Genomic DNA, 19070 nt, shown 5'->3' on the forward strand with positions numbered 1-19070 from the left:
GCAGCGCCGCGGCCACGGCTCGTAGGCCGAATCCTGGCCGCGAGTCATCAGGTCGGATCCTCATCCGGGTTCGACTCCTCCTCGGCATCGACGGTATCCGTCAGGTCCGGGAGCTCTGCACCCGCTTCAGCATGCTGTCTCCACGCTGTCAGCAACAGCGCATGAAGGGTTTCCTCGATGCCGGAAAGGTCGATCGCGGATGCAAGCGACGCCGCGGCCTCTGGAGGCATGGAGAGGCTGGTCGGGATCCCCTTCCAGTCCCTTGGCCCGCGAACGGGGTACGGCGGCAGTTCCGGGAGCTTGGCGAGGTCTTCCTCACTGGTCACCGGTTCCATGGCCCAGCCGGCCAGTACCGTCAGGCCCTTGTCTGGTGCAGTGGGACTCACCAGAACGCGGGTGTTCCAGGAGCAGCTCATTGCGCGCCCTCCCATGAGGTAGCCGTGGATCAGCCACCGGACTACCGCGGTGCACCATTGGTGATCGCGGATTTCGTGAGCGGTGATCTCGCTGACCGACGCCAAGGTGACGGTGGGTGTGGAGCGCCAAGCCCTGTTCAGCAGCTTCGTCCGTCGTCTTGTCCCGGAACTCACGGTTGCCTTGATGAGTCCCAACCGGTCCTGGGCGTACTTGACTGCCTCCTCGCCAACAGTCGTAAAGGCCGAGCTTTCGGCGAGCAGCTCCCGAACCTTGTCATCAGGGGCATCGACAGGGGTTGCGAACTTCGTGAGGACATCGTTCAGCGATGTGTAGAGGACGAACCGTTCCCCGATGTCGGCAAGATCCTGGTCCATCGGCGGCTTGAAGGAGTCCCCCATCCCGAAGTCGCGATGGTTCTCGCTGACGAAGTACACAGTCTCGTCAGGGTGCTCCCGTGCGTACTCGACGGCCGTCAGCCAGATGGCAGCGTCGCGCGCACCGATCTTGTTGTCCCCCGACGGTTTGCACGGGGCCAGCAGGTTGGCTTCCCGGAACATCGCCTCTCCGTAGGCCGCCTGGCTGGTTTCGAGGACATCTGCGATCTCTGCGTATCTATTACGCCAGTGGATGCGCACGTGCTCGGCGTCATAGTGGACTGGTGGCTGCGGAGGGTTCCACGGAGTCGAGACGGCGAGGTCGCGGACAGCCTTGGACGCGACCTTGTGCTTCTCCTCGTACTCGGCAGCTCGCTGCGCGGCAATCTCCTCGATCGCGATCCATGGCGCACCCACTTTCTCAAGCTGCGCCACACGGATGGTCCGTAGGAGGTCGGCCTCAAGCCCGCGGAGCTTCGTGCCGCGAAGAACGTTCGCGTCAAGGATGATCAAGTTGGTCTCCGTCTTCCTCGGGTTCGAGTCGTACGGGCACAGCCTCTCAACTTCTGATCACTAGATGAGCACAGCCGCCCAAACTCGGTGAGATCGCCGAGGTTCGCTGCGGCGGGACCCTGTAACGGCCTCCGCTGGACGGAAGTGTCGAAGATTCTTCGCACGGACCTGTCACGTTGCATGTCCTGCCGCTCCTTGCGGGGGTGAACGGCGGCGCAGAGACCGCCTCTGACCTTCGGGAGGGGCTCGTGGCAGAGGAAAGGTGCCTGTCCGGGTGCCGGAAGGCCGCGGTGAGCGCGCCAGGCGGCGGACCGGGGGCGACGGCGTGATGGCAGATGCCGTGAACAGCACACTCACGTCCCTGGTCACGGAAGTGGCGGAGAGCGTCCGGCCGTGTCTGTGGTGGCTCGTCCTGCTGGGGGCGGCCGGTGCCGTGGGGTGGGTGGCCGGGTGGGTGTGGTGGCTGCGCCGGGCCCGGACCGCGCTCGAGTGTCGGACGGTCGTCGACCTGGTGCCGTCACGGGACTTCGATCCGTCGGCGGAGGAGATCGGGCGGCACGCGGCGCGGCTGGCGCGGGTGCCGGCGGCGGCCGGGTGGCTGCCGCGCCGGGCGTCGGGAGTGCGAATGCGGCACTGGAGCGAGGGCGGGCGACTGGCGACCCGGCTGGAAGGGCCGGCGCAGTCGGCGGGTCTGCTGCGGCTGCCGTCGTTCCCGGACGTGGAGGTGCTGGAGGCCGACCGGGCAGGCGGCGACGTGCGGCCGGTCCGGTTCGCGGGCGTCGCTCCGCTCGCGAAGGCCCGCGAGGAGAAGCCCTGATGCCGAAGAAACAGCCGAAGGACTCGGGCAGGACGTACGTGGCGCGGGCGGAGCTGGTGCTGGCGCGGGCGGATCACCGCCGCCTCGCCGCCGCCAGCCTCACCCCCGACCCCTTGCAGATGATGGCGGCCGCCTGCGCCCACGTCGACAGCGACCGGGGGGAGCGGGCCGACCTGGTCGTGGACCTGGTGCCGGTGTCGGGGCGGAGGGTCGCGAGGTGGCGGCGCCGGCTGATGCGGCGTGCGGCGCGGCGCGGCCCGTCGGCGTACGGGGAGCAGATCACCGCCGCCGCCGGCGGCGGGAGCGGCGGTGGCGGGTCGTTGTTCGGGCAGGTGGCGGCGGGGCTGACCGGCGGCACAGGCGGCGCGAAGGCGTCCGGGGCGCGGAGGGCTTCCTCGCCGCGGCAGACGGATCTGGCGGACGGGGTGGGCAAGTTCCTGCCGTCGGCGGACACGCAGGTCTTCGCGGTGCAGGTGCTGATCCGGGTCGAGGCGCGGCACCCGGCGCGGGCCCGGACGCTGCTGCACCAGGTCATGGCCGTGATGGATGCCTGGCGCGGGGAGAACTGGTGGCGGCCGGTGGGGCCGCGGCGGACGGGGTGGCGCCCGTACAGCAGCGTGTGGTGGCGCCGGGGATCGTTCGACCGCCGGTATCGGAGCGGTGAGTTCGTGCCGACGAAGCGGCAGTGGGTGACGGCGCGGGAGGTCGCCGCGCTGCTGAAGCCGGCTTCCGTGCACTGTGCGGCGGCGAACGTGATCCGTACCGGCGGGGTGGTGCCGCCGGCGCCGTCGCAGCTGCCGGAGTGGACCGGGCAGCCGGGCGTCGTGCCGCTGGGCCGGGTCCTGGGCACCGACGGCCGCATCCGGCTGGCCGCGGCCCCGCAGGCGGACGTCCTGTTCGGTGCCTCGTTCGGGAAGTCCGGGTTCGGCAAGAGTGAGCTGGCGCTGGTGCAGGCCGTGGCGCTCGCGTACGGCGGGACCGGGATCTGGTTCCTCGACCCGCACGGCGCGGCGGTGAAGCGGGCGCTGCCTTATCTGACGCACCCGGCGCTGCGTGATCGGGTGTGGCTGATCGACCTGAGCGCGAAGGACCCGTCCGCGCGGGTCGGATCCTGGAACCCGCTCTCGATGGAGGGTCGTACCGCGGCCGAGGTCCAGGACGTGATCGGCGCGGTGGTCGGCGGGCTGGCCTCCGCGCAGGGCTGGGGTGACGGGGCGCCGCGTGCGCGGGCGATCCTGTCGCACGCCGTGCAGGTGCTGGCCTACCTGGCCCTGGAGATGTGCCGGCGCGGCCGCCCCGACCTCCAGCCCACCCTGTTCTCCCTCACTCGGCTGCTCACGGACGAGGAGTGGCGCGCGGAGGTTTTGCAGTACCTGCCCGCCCGGCTGCGGCGGTTCTGGCAGACGACGTTTCCCCGGTACGAGGGCAGCGCGGTGCCGGTGGTGACCCAGACCCTGGAGCAGCTGGAGACGTCGGACTCTCTGAAGGCGTTCCTGGGGCAGCCGCGCTCCACGTACGACATGCGGCGGGCGATGGACACCTCGCGGATCGTGCTGCTGCGCTGCTCGGGCACCGGCTCGGCGGACCAGGTCATCACCTCCTTGTTGTTGTTCGACCTGTTCCGGGCCGGCTGCTCGCGCGAAGGGATCGACCAGGACCGGCTGGAGACCATGTTCGCGTTCTGCGACGAGCTGACCGCGATCGACGGCTCCTCCCGGGGCTACGTCGCCGCGATCCTGGAGCAGCTGCGCAAGTACGAGCTGCGGCTGATGGGCATGACGCAGATGGCGATGCGGCTGAGCGGCGAGACCCGGCTGGCCCTCATGCAGAACCAGAGCCTGTTGTCGGCGTCGGCGGCCGACAGCGACGAAGCCGCGTTCGTGACCAAGCGGATGGAGCCGGTCGCGCCGCAGACGCTGATGTCGCTGCCGAAGTGGACTTACGTGATGTCCACGATGCTCCACGGCGAGCGGACCCCGCCTTTCCGGGTCTCCGGCGTGCCGCTGCACCACGTCTTCGCCGACTACCACCACCCCGAGCTGCTGCCCGAGCTGGAGAAAGCCGTGGACGCGAGTCTGCGGCGGCGGACGGTCCGCTCGATCCTGCGCGACCTCGACGGCGACGACACCGGCCGCCTGCCCGGCCTGGACGAACGGATCCTCGCCGAACTCTCCGCCCTCCGCCCCGCCCCTGCGACTCCGGCCCCGGCGCCGGTCCCGCAGCCCACCACCCCGACCCCGACCAGCGGAAGCGAGATCGGCTGATGACCTCCCCCGTCCTGTACCCCGCCACTGCCGGCCTGCCCCGCCTCGGGCAGCGGCTGCTGCCCGTGCTCTACCAGCACCGCCTGGTCTCCACCGACCAGCTCCGGCGGATGCTGACCCCGCACACCCGCCAGTCCGTCTACCTGCGGCGCATCCTGCAACAACTGCGCGCCCTGGGCCTGGTGGAGCGCACCGTCCGGCGCGCGGGCACGCTCGGCGGCCCGGAGATGCTCTGGTACGTCACCCCGCGGGGCGCGGAGATCGTCGAGGCCAGCCGCGAGGTCACCTCCCGCGCCTACCGCATCAACCCCGAGACGGCCGCCTCCCAGCTCCAGGAGCACACCCTGGCCGTCGTGGAGTCCGGCCTCGCCCTCTCCACCTGGGCCCAGTCGCTCGGTGACGAGTGCGGGCCCCTGGACTGGGAGCCGGAGCTGGTCCACCGCGTCCGTGACGGAGAGAACCGGGTCGGGGACGACGCCCTCCTGATCCCCGACGCCGTCCTGCGCTACACCCGCACCACGCCCACCGGTCGCCGGCTGCTGACCTACTTCCTGGAGATCGACCGGGCCACCATGCAGGTCGGCCGCCTCGGACGGAAGCTCACCTCGTACGCCCGCTACGCCACCTACGTCCCCGCACCCCCGCCCGGCTTCCGGTCCACCACGACGGTCACCGGCCGCGAGGCGTGGCGCGACCGCTACCCGGCCGTCCCCCGGCTCCTCATCGTCCTCACCGGCGCCGGCCCCGGAACCCTGCGGCGCCGGACGGAGGACCTGCGGGCCCTGGCCGAAGCCGACCCCCGCGTCCGGCGCACCCCCCAGCTGGCCGCCGGGGTCACCACCCTCGACGAACTCCGCGACCGCGGCCCGTTCGCGCCGATCGTCACCCCGCTTCTCGGCGACCCCGCCCCCACCGACATCCTGTTCACCACCCCGGCCGCCCCGTGAGCATCGACGCCCCGCGCAAGGGGACTTCGGCGGCGGACAGCACATACCCGTACCGTCCCGGCGACCTGACACAGGACTCGCTCCAGGACCTGACACACTCTGGTCTTTTCCCGGCCCCAAAATGGCCGATTCCATCGCATCTCGGAGCCTCAACGACAGTTACTCCCAGTGCGGTTGATGTGGTCTTGCGTAATCTTGACCTTCGCGCAATGGAAGTGGTCCCGCGGTACGCGGCAAGCCCCTCGTGGGACAACACGCGCAGGTGGCACCGGGTGACCGCATATGCATCGGGAGACATCGTGACGACCCATACGCACATGCGACGCGTGCGCTCCGGTACCGCTCCACGCCGGGGAGGCGCTCTTGCACTTCTCCTCACCAGCCTCGCGGCGGTCAGCGGCTGCTCGTCCGCCGAACCGGCCTCGCCGAAGCCGACCGCGCCTGCTTCCCCGTCCTCCTCGGCTCCGGCCTTGGTGACCCCCACGCCGGACTCCCCCGAGGAGGCCGCGAAGAAGCAGGCAGTCGCGGCGTACCAGGCATATTGGGCCGAGATGACCAAGGCATTCGCGGTACCGGCATTCGAGGGCACGGACCTGAAGCGCTACGCGGTTGCCGACGCTCTGGCCAACGCCCAGGAGACGATCGCCAACCTGAACAACAACAAGCGGACCATGGCCGGGAAACCAGTGCTCAGCAACACCACCGTGACCGGGGGCGAGCTGGAGAAGAAGACTCCCAACATCTCCGTATCGGCCTGTCTGGACGTCTCCGCGTGGAAGATCGTCGACAAGAAGACCGGAAAGCCTGCGCCGATGGCTACGAACGCCGCCCGCAAGTACGTCATCACCAGCTTCCTGGAGCGCTGGAACGGCTCCTGGAAGGTCCTCAAGGACGAGCTGCACCCGGACCAGCCGTGCTAGCCCGCCGATACCTCGCGCTCGCCCTCCCTCTCGCTATGGCTCTCCCCGCCACGGCCGAGGCGGCGGACAAGCCGAAGTGCGAGAACAACTTCGTGTGCTCGATCGTGGAGACGCCGGGGGACCCGGGGCACACCCGGCCCGGCGACGGAGGCGGCAGCGGCGGGGGAACCGCCGGCGGAGGTGGCGGTGGAGGGGAGAGTGACGGCGGGGGAAACAGCCGTTACACCTGCACCTACACTCTGGTCGACCCGCAGCCCTCGGACGACAGCGCCGTATGGGGCCCGGATGGGCGGAAGCCCGGCGTCTCCTTGTACATCGAGGACTGTCTGGACAACGAGACCGGCATCCACGACGTCAAGAACATCTTCACCGACGCGCCGCCCGGTGGCGGCGGTGGCGCTCCCATGGTCGATCCTGCGGACGTCGCCCGGCAGGCGGTGGACAAGATGTTGCTGCGCGGGCCGGAGATCGGCATCACGCCGAAGCCCGGCGGCCGGGGCGTCGTCGGCCTGCCTGTCTACATGTGGACCGCGACCGGTCCCGAGACCTACGGGCCCAACGTGGCGTCCGCCGCGATCGGGCCGGTCAGTGTCACGGCGACCGCCCGGGTCAGCAAGATCGTGTGGAACATGGGCGACGGCACGACGGTGACCTGCACGACGCCCGGCACCCCGTACCGGGCGGAGTACGGCAAGCGCCCATCGCCGGACTGCGGGCACCGCTACACCGCTCCGTCCTCGACGACCCCGACGGGCAAGTACCACGTGACGGCGACGTCGACCTGGTCGATCGACTGGCAGGTGACCGGCGGAGCCCAGGCCGGGCAGATGACCGAGGTCCGCGAGAGCGCCGCGGACATCACTGTCGTCGAGGTCCAGGTTCTCAACTAGCCCTCCCCCTCTCCCCTCTTCTTTCTCTTCGGCTTCCTGTTCCTGAGAGGCACCACCATGGAAACGCCCACTTCGGCGCCGGTCCCGCGCCCCTCGCACCCCAGTGGCCCCTCCGGTCCCTCGCGTCCGGAGATCCCGATCACCACGAGCGTGCCGGTGAAGAAGGAGCGTCGCTGGTCGGTCGCGGCGCTGTGCGTGGTCCTGGCGGCCGTCGCGGGCCTGGGCGCGGCGGCGGCGGTGACGTCGTCGAGCGACCGCACGAAGGTGCTGGCGGTCGCCCGGGACGTCCCGGCCGGCCAGCCGCTGACCGCGGCGGACCTGACGGTGGCCGAGGTGTCCGCGGACGCGGCGCTCACCCCGGTGCCCGCGGCGCAGAAGGCGTCCGTGGTGGGCAAGCGGACCGCGGTGGAACTGCGCAAGGGCGGTCTGCTCACCGCTTCGCAGCTCGCGGCGGGGACCGGTCTGGGAGACGACCAGCAGCAGGTGGGCGTGCAGGTGAAGCGGGGGCAGGCCCCGGCCGGGACGCTCGCCCCGGGTGACAAGGTCCTCGCGGTCACGACGCCTGCGCAGGGGGAGCAGACCGGGGGCAAGGCGGAGGCGCCGCCGTCGACCGTGAGCGCGGTGGTGGTGAGCGTGTCGCGGCCTGACGCGTCGGGGAGCGTCGTCGTCAACCTCGCGGTGGGACCGTCCGACGGTCCGCTGCTCGCCACGCGCGCCTCGCAGGGCCGGGTCGCGATCGTCCGTCAGCCTCGGAGCCACTGATGCCGGTCACCGCTCTCGTGTCCGCGAAGTCCTGCGGGGTCACCACCAGCGCGCTCGCGCTCACGCTCGCCTCGAAGCGTCCGTCCCTGCTGGCCGAGTGCGATCCGGCCGGCGGGACACTGCGCGCGGGTTTTCTCCAGGGCGAGGTCGGTGCGGGCCAGGGTCTCTACCATCTGGCTGCCGCCGAGCGGACCGGCCCGGAGGCCCTGGCCGGCGCGTTCGCGTCGCACCTGTGGCCGCTGGACGAAGCCGGGCACCGCAAGCTGCTGCCCGGTCTGACCGATCCGGGGCAGGCCGGTGCGCTGAGCCGGACCTGGCCGATGCTCTCCGAGGTGCTGCACGTAATGGCCGAGGAGGCCGGGCACGACGTCTTCATCGACGCCGGGCGGGTGGCGCTGGAGTCCGGGCGGCTGCACACCTCGCTCACGCCGGCGCCGCTGCTGCACCAGGCCGACCTGGTGCTGCTGGTCGTGCGGGGCACCGAGCAGTCCCTGACCCTGGCCCGGCACATCATCGAGCCGCTGCGGACCGAGCTCGCCGAGCGCGGCAGCGGGATGGACGCGCTCGGGCTGCTGCTGATCGAGGAGGGGCCTGCGCGGGCCCACCAGGTCGCCGACGCCCTGAAGACGCCGGTGCTCGGCGCGCTGCCGTTCGAGCCGGCGGTGGCCTCCTTCTACACCAACGGGGGCCGGCCGCCGCGGGGGTACGCGCGCAGCGGGCTCCTGCGGCATGCGCGGACGGCGACCGAGCAGCTGGAGGCGGCGGCGTCGAGGCGCAGGATTCAGCAGCAGTACCCCGTCCGGACGGGCAGCGTGCAGATCAGCGGCATGCTTCAGCGCCTCGCGGAGCGAGGAGCCCGTCGTGGCTGACACCCAGCAGCGTCCCGGCGCGGACGGTTCTCCCGCGCCGATGGGGCCGGCGGACATCGCCGGCCTGCTCGCCGGGCGGATCGGACAGCGCCGCTCCCCCACCACCGACTCCCCGCAACCTGCCGTTCCCCCGCCCGTCGCGCCCGACGCTCCCGCCGCGGTCACGCTGGCGGCCGCGGACGGCGGGGTGGGGGCGGTGCCGTCGCTCGCGGGCCTGCCCGGCGCGCTGCCGGTGGAGTGGGAGGTGATCGAGCATCTCCAGTCCCTGGTGTCGACGAAGCTGAGCGCCGAGGACCCCGACAAACTCCTGGAGGAGGCCGACCGGCGGGCGCTGGCCCGCCGGCTGGTGCGCAACGCGGTCGCGGACTGGGCGACCGCCTACGCTCAGGGAAACACCCCGCTGACGCCGGAGCAGGAGGCGGCGATCGGCACGGCGGTCTTCGATTCGATGTACCGGGGTGGGCGGCTTCAGTCGCTGCTCGACCAGGACGGCGTCGAGGACGTGATGGTCGACGGGCTGCGGGCGCACGTGGAGTACCACGACCGGCCGCGGCAGACGATCGAGAAGGTCGCCGGCAGCCACGAGGAACTGATCACGTGGGTGAACCGGATGGCGAGGCTGTCCGGTCACGGCGAGCGTGCGCTGACGCAGGCGACACCGATGGTGGGTTTCCGTATGCCGGACGGGTCGCGGGTGACGGCGAGTCTGCTGACCACTCGGCCGTCGGTGGTGATCCGCCGGCACCGCATCCGCCAGCACGGGATCGCGGAGCTGGTCCAGTGGGGGTCGATCAACCCGATGCTGGAGCGGTTCCTGACCGCGTGCGTGCACGCCAAGATGAACATCCTGGTCGTCGGGGACATGGGCGCGGGCAAGACGTCGCTGCTGCGGGCGCTGGGGCGGGAGATCCCGCCGTCGGAGCGGCTGGTCACGCTGGAGTCAGACCGTGAGCTGTATCTGGACGAGCCGGGACCGAAGCCGGGGCCGGTGACGTTCGCGTTCGAGGCGCGGCAGTCCAACGGCGAGACCCGCGGCGGCGGCGCGGCCGGCGAGGTGACGATCTCCGACATGTTCGCGACCGCGCTGCGGTTCAACGCGACGCGGGTGATCGTCGGCGAGGTCCGCTCGACGGAGATCGTGCCCATGTTGCAGGCGATGTCCGCAGGCGGCTCTGGGTCGATGTGCACCCTGCATGTGCGGCGCCCGCACGGCATCATCAGCCGGCTGGTGCAGCTGTGCACGGAGGCCGGGATGCAGACCGAGGCCGCCCACCACCTCATCGCGTCCTCCATCGACCTGGTCGTATACCTGACCTACCTGGACGAGACCGCGGTAGGCGGGCAGAAGCACCGTTTCGTCTCCCACATCTACGAGGTCCACGACGTCGTCGGCGAAGGCAACCGGCCCGTGACGACCGAGCTTTTCGCGCCGCAGGGCGGGGAGATCCGCGCCGTGTACAAGAACATGCCGTCCTTCATCGACGGGCTGGAGCTGACCGGGCTGATGCGCAGGGAGTGGCTGACCGACAACCCTTACGGGGCCTGGATGGGGCCGCTTGCGACGGTGGGGCGCCGGTGAACACCTCCCAGCTCGCTCTCGTCGCCGCGCTGTGCGCCGTCGTCGCCGTCCTCGCCGTGTTCGCCGCCGTACGGGAGGCCCGCGGCCGGGTCGTCGACCCGACGAAGCCGGCGTCCCGGATGGCGGGCCGGATCCAGCGGACCCGTGCGGGCCTGCCGGACAAGTGGCAGCGCCGCTGGCGGCACCTGCTCACGGCCGCCGGCATCGTCACGCTGGTGGTGTGGGCGTGGACCGGATGGCCCGTCCACGGGCTCCTCGCGGGTGCCGCCGTCCTCGGCCTGCCCTACGTCCTCAACCCCGGCACCGCAGCCTCCCTGAGGATCGAGCGGCTGGAGGCACTGGGCCAGTGGCTCAACCACCTCGCCGGTATCCACCAGGCCGGCATCAGCCTTCCGCAGACCATCCGCGCCTCCGCCAAGGCCGCCCCCGGGCCGATCGCCGCGAACGTGCAGGCCCTGTCCGACCGGCTCCGGTCCGGCATGGAGGCACAGGACGCCTTCGCGCTGCTCGCCGACGAACTCGCCGACGGCGTCAGCGACCACGTCGTGCTGCTGTTCCAGTCGCACGCCGTCTACAAGGGTCCCGGTCTGTCGGACGCCCTCGAAGCGCTCGCGGTCACCATCCACCAGCAGGCTGCGGACGCCCGGGACATCGAGGCCGACCGGGCGAAGGTCCGCAAGTCCTCCCGCATGGTGTCCATGGTCATCTGCGTCGTCGTCATCGGCTGCATGCTCAACGACGCGTGGTCCGGCTGGTACCAGTCACCGTTCGGGCAGCTCGTCCTCGCGGGCCTCGGCGGGGCGTTCGCCTACACGCTGCGGTGGCTTCGGACGATCGCGCGGACCGAGCCCGACCCCCGGCTGATCGACCCGCTGCCTGCCTCCACCCTGCTCGCTCTGACGGGAGGCCCCCGATGATCCCGATGCACGCCGTCCTGCCCGCGGCCGCCGCCGGCGCGCTGATCGGCCTGGCCGTCCGCGCGCTGCTGCCCGCCCGCCGGGACCTGGCCTCCGCGCTCGACCGCCTCGACGTCGCCAAGGCCGGCAGCCCCACCGTAGCCTCGGCCGCGCCGGTGTCCACCGGGAGCCTTCCCGAGCGGGTCGGCACCCGGCTGCTCGGCGAGTTCGGCGGCCGCATCACCCTGCCCGCGCAGGACCTGGCGCTGCTGCGCATCAGCCCCGCCGAACACCTCGGCAAGAGGGTGCTGTTCGCCTTGTACGGGCTGCTGGTGCCGCAGCTGATGCAAGGGCTGCTCGCGCTGGCCGGCGCTCCGCTGCCGTTCGTGATGCCCGCGTTCGTGTCCCTGGCCCTGGCCGCTCTGTTCTGGCTGTGGCCGGGCAAGGAAGTCGCACGCGAAGCGGCCGCCGCCCGGCAGGTCGTGCGGCACGCGGCCGCCTCCTACCTGGAGCGGGTCGCGCTCGCCCGCATCGCGAACTCCGGTGCGGCCCAGGCCCTGACGGAGACCGCGCAGGTCGGCGACGGGTGGATCTTCGCCCGGATGCGGCAGGTGTTCCACCAGGCCGACCTCGCCGGCGTCACCGTGTGGGACGCGCTCAAGCAGCTCGGCGACGAACTCGGCATTCCCGAGCTGACCCGGCCGGCCGACACCCTCGCGCTCGCCGGCGAAGGCGCCGCCGTCTACACCACGTTGCAGGCCCAGGCCCGGCAGCTGCGGATCGCGCTGCTGTCCGACGCGAAGGCCGAGGCCAACGCCGCGTCCGCGGCGATGGTCCTGCCGGTCACGGCCGGCGTCATCCTCATGCTCGTTTTCGTGATGATCCCGGTCACGATCACCATCCTCGGAAGCTGAACACCCAAAAGGGGGAACCCACCATGGACATCCAGACCCTGACCGTGTGGATCAAGAGCCACTACCAGGCCCTGAAGAACCGCGGCGACGCAGGTCAGACCTCCACCGAACTCGCTCTGATCGCCGGCGCACTGCTGGTCGGGGCCGGTCTGCTGGTCATCGCGATCCGCACCAAGCTCCTGGAGAAGATCGGCATCATCAGCGGCGGCTGACCGCCACAGCCCTCACCCCCCCTCACCCAGGAGAGCCTTTGCCCAAGCGCCCAGTGCCTTCGCAGGGCCCACCACCCTGGACGGCCCTCGACGAATACCTGTGGCACACCTGCGAGATCATCGCCGACGTCGTCCAGGGCCAGCTCAACCACCGCCCTCTCGTCGCCACGCCCGCCCCGCTCCCGCAGGGCGACCGGGCCCTGGTGACCGGCCCGGCCCGACCCTCGTACTGGGGCGCCCTGGGCAACGGCAGTTACCACCACACCAGCACGTTCGCCGTGGGGTCGCCCGCGTTCGTGATCGGCAGTCTCCTCGGCAACGCGGTCGGCAACTCGACCCGACGCAAGGAGGCCGCCCGCAATGCCCAGCCGCGATGGATCGAGCGGGAGCCCGGCGAGGTCACCGTCAGCCTGACAGGGGCGTTCTTCGTCAACCCCACCAAACCAACCGAATCGATCTTCTTGTACTGGTCCGGCCTGGATTCGATCGACCTGGTCGCGCCGGATGTCTTCCACACCCACTACATCAGCGTGACGAAACGTCCGACGACGGTACGCCTGGCCACCCCGTGGGCATCGCTCATTTTCGCGCTCGCCGCCTACAACCGGTTCCCCGCCCATCCCCGGCTTCTCAACCGGGGGTGGCTCCCACCGGGATTCGAACAGCGCAGCGCGGCCGCCGACAGGCCCTGCCGACCTGCGGCTCAGCTCGTCCTGAACCGGAGCATGCAGTGAAACAACTCTTCTCACATATACGACGTCCAGGTGGCGACCGCGGCTTCGGCAGCGTGGAGTTCGCCGTCCTGGCCGTCGTCGTCCTCGCCCTGGGCTTCACCATCATCCAGACCGGCCTGTACTTCCACGCCAAGAGCGTGGCCCAGTCCGCCGCCCGGCAGGGAGTCGAGGCCGGGCGGCGGTACAACGCTGGCGCGGGCGACGGCGTGGCGCAGGCGCAGTCGTATCTGGCCCGGTTCGGGGACAGCGTCCGGGGGGCGAGCGTGTCCTCCGGCGGGAGCACGGCGGAAACGGTCCGCATCACAGTCCGCGGCCACGTCGCGACCCTGGTCCCGGGACTGACGCTGTCCGTCGCCGAGCACGCGGACGCGCCCGTGGAGCGGGTGACCGCCCCATGACCCGAACCCTGCACGCCCGGCTGGTAGGGGCCGTACGGGGACCGGTCCGCGACCGCGGTTCCTACGCCCTGGAGACCGCGGTCCTGGCCCCGGTGGTGATCGGCATGCTGCTGCTGATGATCGCGTTCGGGCGGGTCACCAGCGCGGCCGGCTCCGTGGACGGCGCCGCCCGCGCCGCCGCCAGGGCGGCGTCCCTGGAACGGGACGCCGGCAGTGCGCAGGCCAGCGCGCAGGCGGCCGCGGCCGGCAGCCTCGACGGCGAAGGCGTCACCTGCCGGGCCTCCAGCGTCACCGTGGACACCTCCGGCTATTCCCTCGACATAGGGCAGGAGGCGACGGTGACCGCGACGATCTCGTGCACGGCGGACCTGTCCGACATCGGCCTGCCGGGCCTGCCCGGCTCCAAGACCCTCACCGCGTCCTGGAGCAGCCCTCTCGACACCTACCGGGGGCGGCAGTGACCCCTCTGCCCCTTCTCCTGCGGCGGGCCGGGTCCCGGTGGCGGGCGGTCTCGGCCGCCTGTCTTCCCCGCGCCGAGCGTGACCGGGGCTCGATGTCGCTGTACTTCGCCCTGGTCGCGGTGGCGCTGCTGATGGTGATGGGCCTGCTGGTCGACGGCGGCGGCGCGCTGAACGCGGCGAACCGTGCGACGTCGGGCGCCCAGGAGGCCGCGCGGGCCGCCGGCCAGCAGCTGGACGTGGCCCAGGCCATGGAGGGCAGTGCGATCACCCTCGACCCGGACGCCGCGGTGGCGGCCGCCCAGGACTACCTCGCGGCCGCCGGACTTCAGGGAAGCGCCGAGATCACCGGGGACGGGCGCAGCCTCATCGTGAACGTCCAGGACAGCTACAGCACCTACTTCGCGCAGTTTGTCGGCTTCGGCACGATCCACGTGACGGGCACCGCGACCGCGCATCTACAGACCCAGGCCGGAGGCTGAGCCCCCTATGACCCCCGCTCCCTTGCGCACCGCCGGACTCCTGCTGCGGGCCGTGCTCGGGCTCGTCGTCCTGGCCGCCCTCGTGGCCGGTGTCCCCTACCTGCTGCTGGCCGTCGGGCATCAGCCCACCGAACTCGCCGAGGGCGGGTTCAGCCTGCTGGAGCAGGACGACGGCCGGCTTTTCCTCGTCGTGCTGACCTGTCTGGGCTGGGCGGGGTGGGCGGCGTTCACGTTCTCGGTGCTGGTGGAGATCGTCGCCGTGCTGCGCCGCCGGTCCGCCCCCAGGATCCGGGGACTGGGGTCGATGCAGTCCTTCGCCTCCTTCCTCGTCGGCGGCATCGTGCTCCTCGCCCCCACCGCGGCCTCGGCCGCAACCGTGGCGCCGGCAGTCGCGGCGAGCGCCACCCACACCGTGGGCGAGGCCGGGACGACGGCCAAGTCCCCTTCTGCGGTCTCCGCGCGAGCGGGCGAGACCAGCGGCCTGACGCACACGGTCGCCTCCGGGAGCGAACTGCCGTGGGACCTGGCGGAGGACTACCTCGGCGACGGCAAGCGGTGGAAGGACATCGCCGCGCTCAACCCGGACATCCCCCAGCTCGCGGCGGGCGACCAGTACCTCCCCAAGGGCGCCGTCATCAAGCTTCCGGCCGGCGCCCGGCCCGCTCAGGCCGCGGCCCCGGCGGCGGAGAACACCGGGCAGGCCCCGGCGTCCGTGACCCGGGTCGACGCTCCCCCGGCCGCCAGCGCCGTGTCCCCGAAGACGAGCACGACGGACACCGAGGACGCGGCGGAGGCGGCGGACCGGGTCACGGTCCGGGCCGGTGACAGCCTCTGGTCGATCGCCGACGCCCACGGCGACCCGGAGGACTGGCCCGCGATCTACGAGGCGAACCGGGGCGAGACCGTCCCCGGCGGCGGGACGTTCACCGACCCGAACAAGATCTACCCCGGGCAGGTCCTCGACCTGCCCCAGCACACCGGCCCACAGCCGGCGGCCCCTCAGCGCCCCGCGCCGAAGCCGACGGTGCCCGCGCAGCCCGACACCCCGAAGGCTCCCCCCGCCTCCCCTGTCCCCGCTCCCACCGCCGACGCAGACGCAGACGCGGACAAGGAAGCCCCGTCCGCCGCCGAGACAGCCGCCCCGTCCCGGACCGCTCCGGCCCCCGACCACAGCACCGCACCAGCCGACGACACCGCCTCCGCCCCAGCCACCCCGGCCCCTGAGCGCACCAGCCCGGCCCCGGTAAACCCTGCGCCGGAGACCGCCGGGCAGGCGTCCGAGAGCACCACCGCGGGCATCGTCCTGGCCGCTGCGGGCAGCCTCGCGGCCGCCGGCGGCGTCGTGCTGATGCTCCGGCGCCGGCGCGCTCTGCAACGGCGCCGCCGCGGAGCCGGAACCCTCATCGCCATGCCGGAGGGGAGCGCCGCCGTCACCGAGCAGACGCTGCGCAGCGTGGACTCCAGCACGGAACTGCTCCTGCTGGACCTCGCGCTGCGCACGCTCGCCGCCCGCCTGGCGGACGAGGACCGGGACCTGCCGCCGCTGGCCGCCGTCCAGTTGGGAGACGCAGGCGTCCTGATGCACCTGTCCGATGCCGCACAGGACGGGGACGACCTCGCCCCGGCGGCCCCCTTCACCACCGTCACCGGCCGGCCCGGCGTGTGGTGGTGCCCGGCCGACTCCGCCGGCCTCCTCGCCCCCGAGCAGGCCGCCGACGTCGCCGCCCCGTACCCGGCGCTCGTCCTCCTCGGCAGCGACACCGACGGCGGCCTGCTCCTGGTCGACCTCGACGAGTTCGGCGCGCTCCACCTGACGGGCAGCCGCCACCTACAGATGCTGCGCACCCTGGGCGTCTCCCTGGCACTGTCCCCGCTCGGGCAGGTCGATGTCGCCGTCGCCGGCGAGGACACCGCCCCGGGACTCGGACTCCTCGACGCGCAGCGGGTCCAGGAACACCCGGACCTCCAGGCGGCCGCGGACAGCGCCCGCGCCCACCACACCGGCCAGCAGCAGCTCATGGCCGACGCGGGCCTGCCGGGCATGTCCCGCGCCCGGCTCTCGCCGGAGGCCGAGGAGTTCAGCCCCCTGGTGGTTCTGGCCGACCTCGACACCTGCCCCGGCCCCGACGCCACCGGGCAGCTCGACGTCCTCCTGCGCGACGAGCCCCTGTCCTCGACCACCCTCATCACCAGCAGCACCCAGGCCGCCCGCGGCAAGGGCGAGGTGTGGGAGATCGACACCGACCACCCCGACTTCCCCGTGCCGAACACTCCCCTGCGGTGCGTGCTGTCGATGTGCAGCGACGACGAATACGCCGACATCCTCACCCTGGCCGTGACCGCGGACTCCTCCACCGGCGTCCCCGCCCCGCCACCCGTCCCCCTCGACAAGCTCCTCCCCGGCGCCGACGCCGCAGGCGTGACCGTCCCCCCGCCGCCGGCCCCCATGCCGCCGGCCGGCGGCAAGCCGAGTCTTCTGGCCCTCCTCTCCGACCTCGACGACGAGGACGAGGACGTGCCCGAGGGCGCCCCCGCACAGCCCCTCGCGGACGACAGCGCGGACACCGGGACCCCGGCAGCTCCCGAACCCCCGGCCGGCCCTGCGGACTCCACGAGGCCGTCCAGCGCTCCGGACTCAGGCACGGCGGGCACGCCGGCCGGCACCACGGGCGCGGTGCCGGTCCTGCCCGCCTCCGCCTCCCCCGGACACGTCGTCCTGCCCGCTGCCCGGGCCCTGCCCCAGATCACCGTCCGGCTGCCCGCCGCCTCCACCACCCCGCCCGAGCCGGCCGACGCCGACGGCAGGGACGCGGAGCTCCCTGAGATCGTCTTTCCCCAGGACCAGCCCCTGATCAGCATCCTGGGCACCGTGGAGGTCACCGGCGCCCGCGGGAGCGTCGACTCCAACCGGCGCACGAGAGCCACCGAACTCGCCGCCTTCCTCGTCCTCAACCCCGGTGCCACCGCGTACCAGGTCGACGAGGTCCTCTCGCCGCGCGGCGGCCTGACCAGCCCCAGCACCCGCAACACGAGGTTGAGGGACGTCCGGCGCTGGCTCGGCACCGACGACGAAGGCCAGCCGTACTTCCGGCGCATGGCCAAGCGCGCCGACGGGCACCGGATCGTCGGTGTGGAGTGCGACTGGCTCCAGTTCCAGCTCCTGCACGACGCCGCCCTCCAGCTCCCCCGCGCCCAGGGGCAGGCCCTGCTGCGCCGCGCGCTCGAACTCGTCCGGGGCCGGCCGTTCTCCGGCGTCAGCTCCACGTACTACAGCTGGGCCGAGCCGGTCGTGGAGGAGATCAACGACACGGTCGTCAACGCGGCCGCCCTGCTCGCCGACTGGTGCCTGGAAGCCGGAGACGGACGAGGCGCGCTGTGGGCGGCCGGCCGCGGCCTTGACGTCGCCCGCGAGCGCGAGGAGCTGTGGCGGCACCGGTTCCGTGCGCTGGCGCTCCTGGGCGACCACGACGGCCTGGAGCAGTCCATCCAGCGCCTGGAGACCCTCCTGACCGATCACGGGTGGGCCATGGAGGAAGAGACAGTCGACACCATCCGCATGGTGCAGGCCACCCGGGCCTGACCCTGAGTACGTGAAGGAGGGGACCGCCGGGCCGGCGGTCCCCTCCTTCACGTACGACCTCCCCGGATTCCGCTCCGGGCCCAGCAGATGAAGCGCCCGGGACCCTGGGTCAGTGTTTGGGTCACTGCTCAGACAGTGACCCAAACACTGACCCAGCAAAAAACCCGCAGGTCACAGCGCCCAGGGAGGCCGTCCTCACGCGTCTCCGGCCGGGGTTGCAATGAGGGTCTGGCCGGCGAGGCGAGCGCGGTGCTCGTGGGCCTGGTCGAGGTCGTCTCGCAGGCGGGCGGCCTCTACGGCCACTGCGTCCGCGTCGAGGTCGTACCGCTCGACCGGCGGGTGACCGGCGGTCAGGATCCGCTCCCGGTACAGCTGCTCCGACACTTCGACGGGGAACCAGCCGGCCTTAGCGGCGGCGCGGGCGGAGTCGGACCACGTGGTGATCGCGGTCCGGGCGGCGTCGACCGCGACGACGTAGGCGTGGTGGGAAGCGTGCCAGGCGGTGGCCGTGCTCAGCGCCTCCCAGCGGACCTCCACCAGGTGCAGGGCGCGGTCCCGGTCGCGGCGGGCAGCCTGCTCGGCGGCCTGGGTGATGGCGAGGGTGTTGTAGGCGTAGGCGGTGATGCGTGCGGCGAGGCGGGTGTCGAGCGCTTCGCTGGCGCCGGCGCCGTCGGGGTGCTCCTGGAGGTAGCGCTCCTGCGCCTCCTGGAGGACGCGGTGGTCGTGCTCCGCGTCGGTGCCGGTCATTCCGTCGATGGTGGCGAGCGTCATGGCGGGTCCCTTCGGTCGGCTTTCGGGGTCGATGCCCCGGGCTTTGAGGTCGGCGTAGATGGTGGTGCGGGTCGTACGGGCGGCTTCGGCGAGCGCTTTGATGCGGGTCTCGCCGTCACGCCAGGCTTCGGCGACCAGATCGGCGCGGCGGCCGGGAGTCGACCACTGGCACAACGCCTCTGACCTGTGACAGCGATGTTGGGTGAGTTGTCATCGAAGTTGGGTCAACGCTAGTTTGTGACACCGAAGTTGTCCCTGTTGGAGTCGTGCCAG

Annotated in this window: 18 protein-coding genes; 16 read left to right on the forward strand and 2 right to left on the reverse strand. The window is 72.0% G+C overall.

Annotated elements, in window-relative coordinates:
• Nucleotides 1–47: 47 nt before the first annotated feature.
• Nucleotides 48–1304 carry a PIN domain-containing protein gene (locus ACFXMG_RS38485; RefSeq protein WP_384339105.1) on the reverse strand — a complete coding sequence of 419 codons (1257 nt, stop codon included), beginning with the start codon at nucleotides 1302–1304 and terminating at the stop codon, nucleotides 48–50.
• Nucleotides 1305–1644: 340 nt separating this feature from the next.
• Here ACFXMG_RS38485 and ACFXMG_RS38490 point away from each other — a divergent pair, with 340 nt between their 5' ends.
• The 16 genes from ACFXMG_RS38490 (at nucleotide 1645) to ACFXMG_RS38565 (ending at nucleotide 18026) form a co-directional block, all read left to right on the forward strand.
• Nucleotides 1645–2121 (forward strand): hypothetical protein, encoded by a 477-nt coding sequence (locus tag ACFXMG_RS38490; RefSeq protein WP_384339107.1) that lies wholly within the window; start codon nucleotides 1645–1647, stop codon nucleotides 2119–2121.
• Nucleotides 2121–4385: a hypothetical protein gene (locus ACFXMG_RS38495; RefSeq protein ID WP_384339109.1), complete on the forward strand. Its 2265-nt coding sequence runs from the start codon at nucleotides 2121–2123 to the stop codon at nucleotides 4383–4385. The genes ACFXMG_RS38490 and ACFXMG_RS38495 overlap by 1 nt, the downstream gene beginning before the upstream one ends.
• Nucleotides 4385–5332: a replication-relaxation family protein gene (locus tag ACFXMG_RS38500; protein ID WP_384339111.1), complete on the forward strand. Its 948-nt coding sequence runs from the start codon at nucleotides 4385–4387 to the stop codon at nucleotides 5330–5332. The genes ACFXMG_RS38495 and ACFXMG_RS38500 overlap by 1 nt, the downstream gene beginning before the upstream one ends.
• Nucleotides 5333–5802: 470 nt before the next feature.
• Nucleotides 5803–6252, forward strand: a complete 450-nt coding sequence (locus tag ACFXMG_RS38505) for a hypothetical protein (RefSeq protein ID WP_384339113.1) — start codon at nucleotides 5803–5805, stop codon at nucleotides 6250–6252.
• Between the two features lie 35 nt (nucleotides 6253–6287).
• Nucleotides 6288–7142 (forward strand): ATP/GTP-binding protein, encoded by an 855-nt coding sequence (locus tag ACFXMG_RS38510; RefSeq protein ID WP_384339115.1) that lies wholly within the window; start codon nucleotides 6288–6290, stop codon nucleotides 7140–7142.
• A gap of 156 nt (nucleotides 7143–7298) precedes the next feature.
• Nucleotides 7299–7904: an SAF domain-containing protein gene (locus tag ACFXMG_RS38515; RefSeq protein WP_384339117.1), complete on the forward strand. Its 606-nt coding sequence runs from the start codon at nucleotides 7299–7301 to the stop codon at nucleotides 7902–7904.
• Complete coding sequence (locus ACFXMG_RS38520) at nucleotides 7904–8773, forward strand: hypothetical protein (RefSeq protein WP_384339119.1); 870 nt, start codon at nucleotides 7904–7906, stop codon at nucleotides 8771–8773. Before ACFXMG_RS38515 ends, ACFXMG_RS38520 begins: the two co-directional genes overlap by 1 nt.
• Complete coding sequence (locus tag ACFXMG_RS38525; protein WP_384339121.1) at nucleotides 8766–10352, forward strand: CpaF family protein; 1587 nt, start codon at nucleotides 8766–8768, stop codon at nucleotides 10350–10352. The genes ACFXMG_RS38520 and ACFXMG_RS38525 overlap by 8 nt, the downstream gene beginning before the upstream one ends.
• Nucleotides 10349–11269 (forward strand): type II secretion system F family protein, encoded by a 921-nt coding sequence (locus ACFXMG_RS38530; protein WP_384339123.1) that lies wholly within the window; start codon nucleotides 10349–10351, stop codon nucleotides 11267–11269. The genes ACFXMG_RS38525 and ACFXMG_RS38530 overlap by 4 nt, the downstream gene beginning before the upstream one ends.
• Complete coding sequence (locus ACFXMG_RS38535; protein WP_384339125.1) at nucleotides 11266–12162, forward strand: type II secretion system F family protein; 897 nt, start codon at nucleotides 11266–11268, stop codon at nucleotides 12160–12162. Before ACFXMG_RS38530 ends, ACFXMG_RS38535 begins: the two co-directional genes overlap by 4 nt.
• A 23-nt stretch (nucleotides 12163–12185) precedes the next feature.
• Nucleotides 12186–12374 (forward strand): hypothetical protein, encoded by a 189-nt coding sequence (locus ACFXMG_RS38540; RefSeq protein ID WP_384339127.1) that lies wholly within the window; start codon nucleotides 12186–12188, stop codon nucleotides 12372–12374.
• A 38-nt stretch (nucleotides 12375–12412) separates the two neighbouring features.
• Nucleotides 12413–13108 carry a hypothetical protein gene (locus ACFXMG_RS38545; protein WP_384339129.1) on the forward strand — a complete coding sequence of 232 codons (696 nt, stop codon included), beginning with the start codon at nucleotides 12413–12415 and terminating at the stop codon, nucleotides 13106–13108.
• 53 nt (nucleotides 13109–13161) lie between these two features.
• Nucleotides 13162–13506: a TadE/TadG family type IV pilus assembly protein gene (locus ACFXMG_RS38550; protein ID WP_384339131.1), complete on the forward strand. Its 345-nt coding sequence runs from the start codon at nucleotides 13162–13164 to the stop codon at nucleotides 13504–13506.
• Entirely contained in the window at nucleotides 13503–13967 is a 465-nt protein-coding gene (locus ACFXMG_RS38555; RefSeq protein WP_384339132.1) for a TadE/TadG family type IV pilus assembly protein, read from the forward strand. Before ACFXMG_RS38550 ends, ACFXMG_RS38555 begins: the two co-directional genes overlap by 4 nt.
• On the forward strand, nucleotides 13964–14446 hold the full coding sequence (locus tag ACFXMG_RS38560) for a TadE/TadG family type IV pilus assembly protein (protein WP_384339134.1): 483 nt from the start codon (nucleotides 13964–13966) through the stop codon (nucleotides 14444–14446). Before ACFXMG_RS38555 ends, ACFXMG_RS38560 begins: the two co-directional genes overlap by 4 nt.
• A 7-nt stretch (nucleotides 14447–14453) precedes the next feature.
• Complete coding sequence (locus tag ACFXMG_RS38565; protein WP_384339136.1) at nucleotides 14454–18026, forward strand: LysM peptidoglycan-binding domain-containing protein; 3573 nt, start codon at nucleotides 14454–14456, stop codon at nucleotides 18024–18026.
• 195 nt (nucleotides 18027–18221) lie between these two features.
• Here ACFXMG_RS38565 and ACFXMG_RS38570 read toward each other — a convergent pair whose 3' ends face one another.
• Nucleotides 18222–18971: a hypothetical protein gene (locus ACFXMG_RS38570; protein WP_384339138.1), complete on the reverse strand. Its 750-nt coding sequence runs from the start codon at nucleotides 18969–18971 to the stop codon at nucleotides 18222–18224.
• Nucleotides 18972–19070 lie beyond the last annotated feature (99 nt).

Source organism: Streptomyces sp. NPDC059201, assembly GCF_042754585.1.
In the GTDB taxonomy this organism is placed as follows: domain Bacteria; phylum Actinomycetota; class Actinomycetes; order Streptomycetales; family Streptomycetaceae; genus Streptomyces.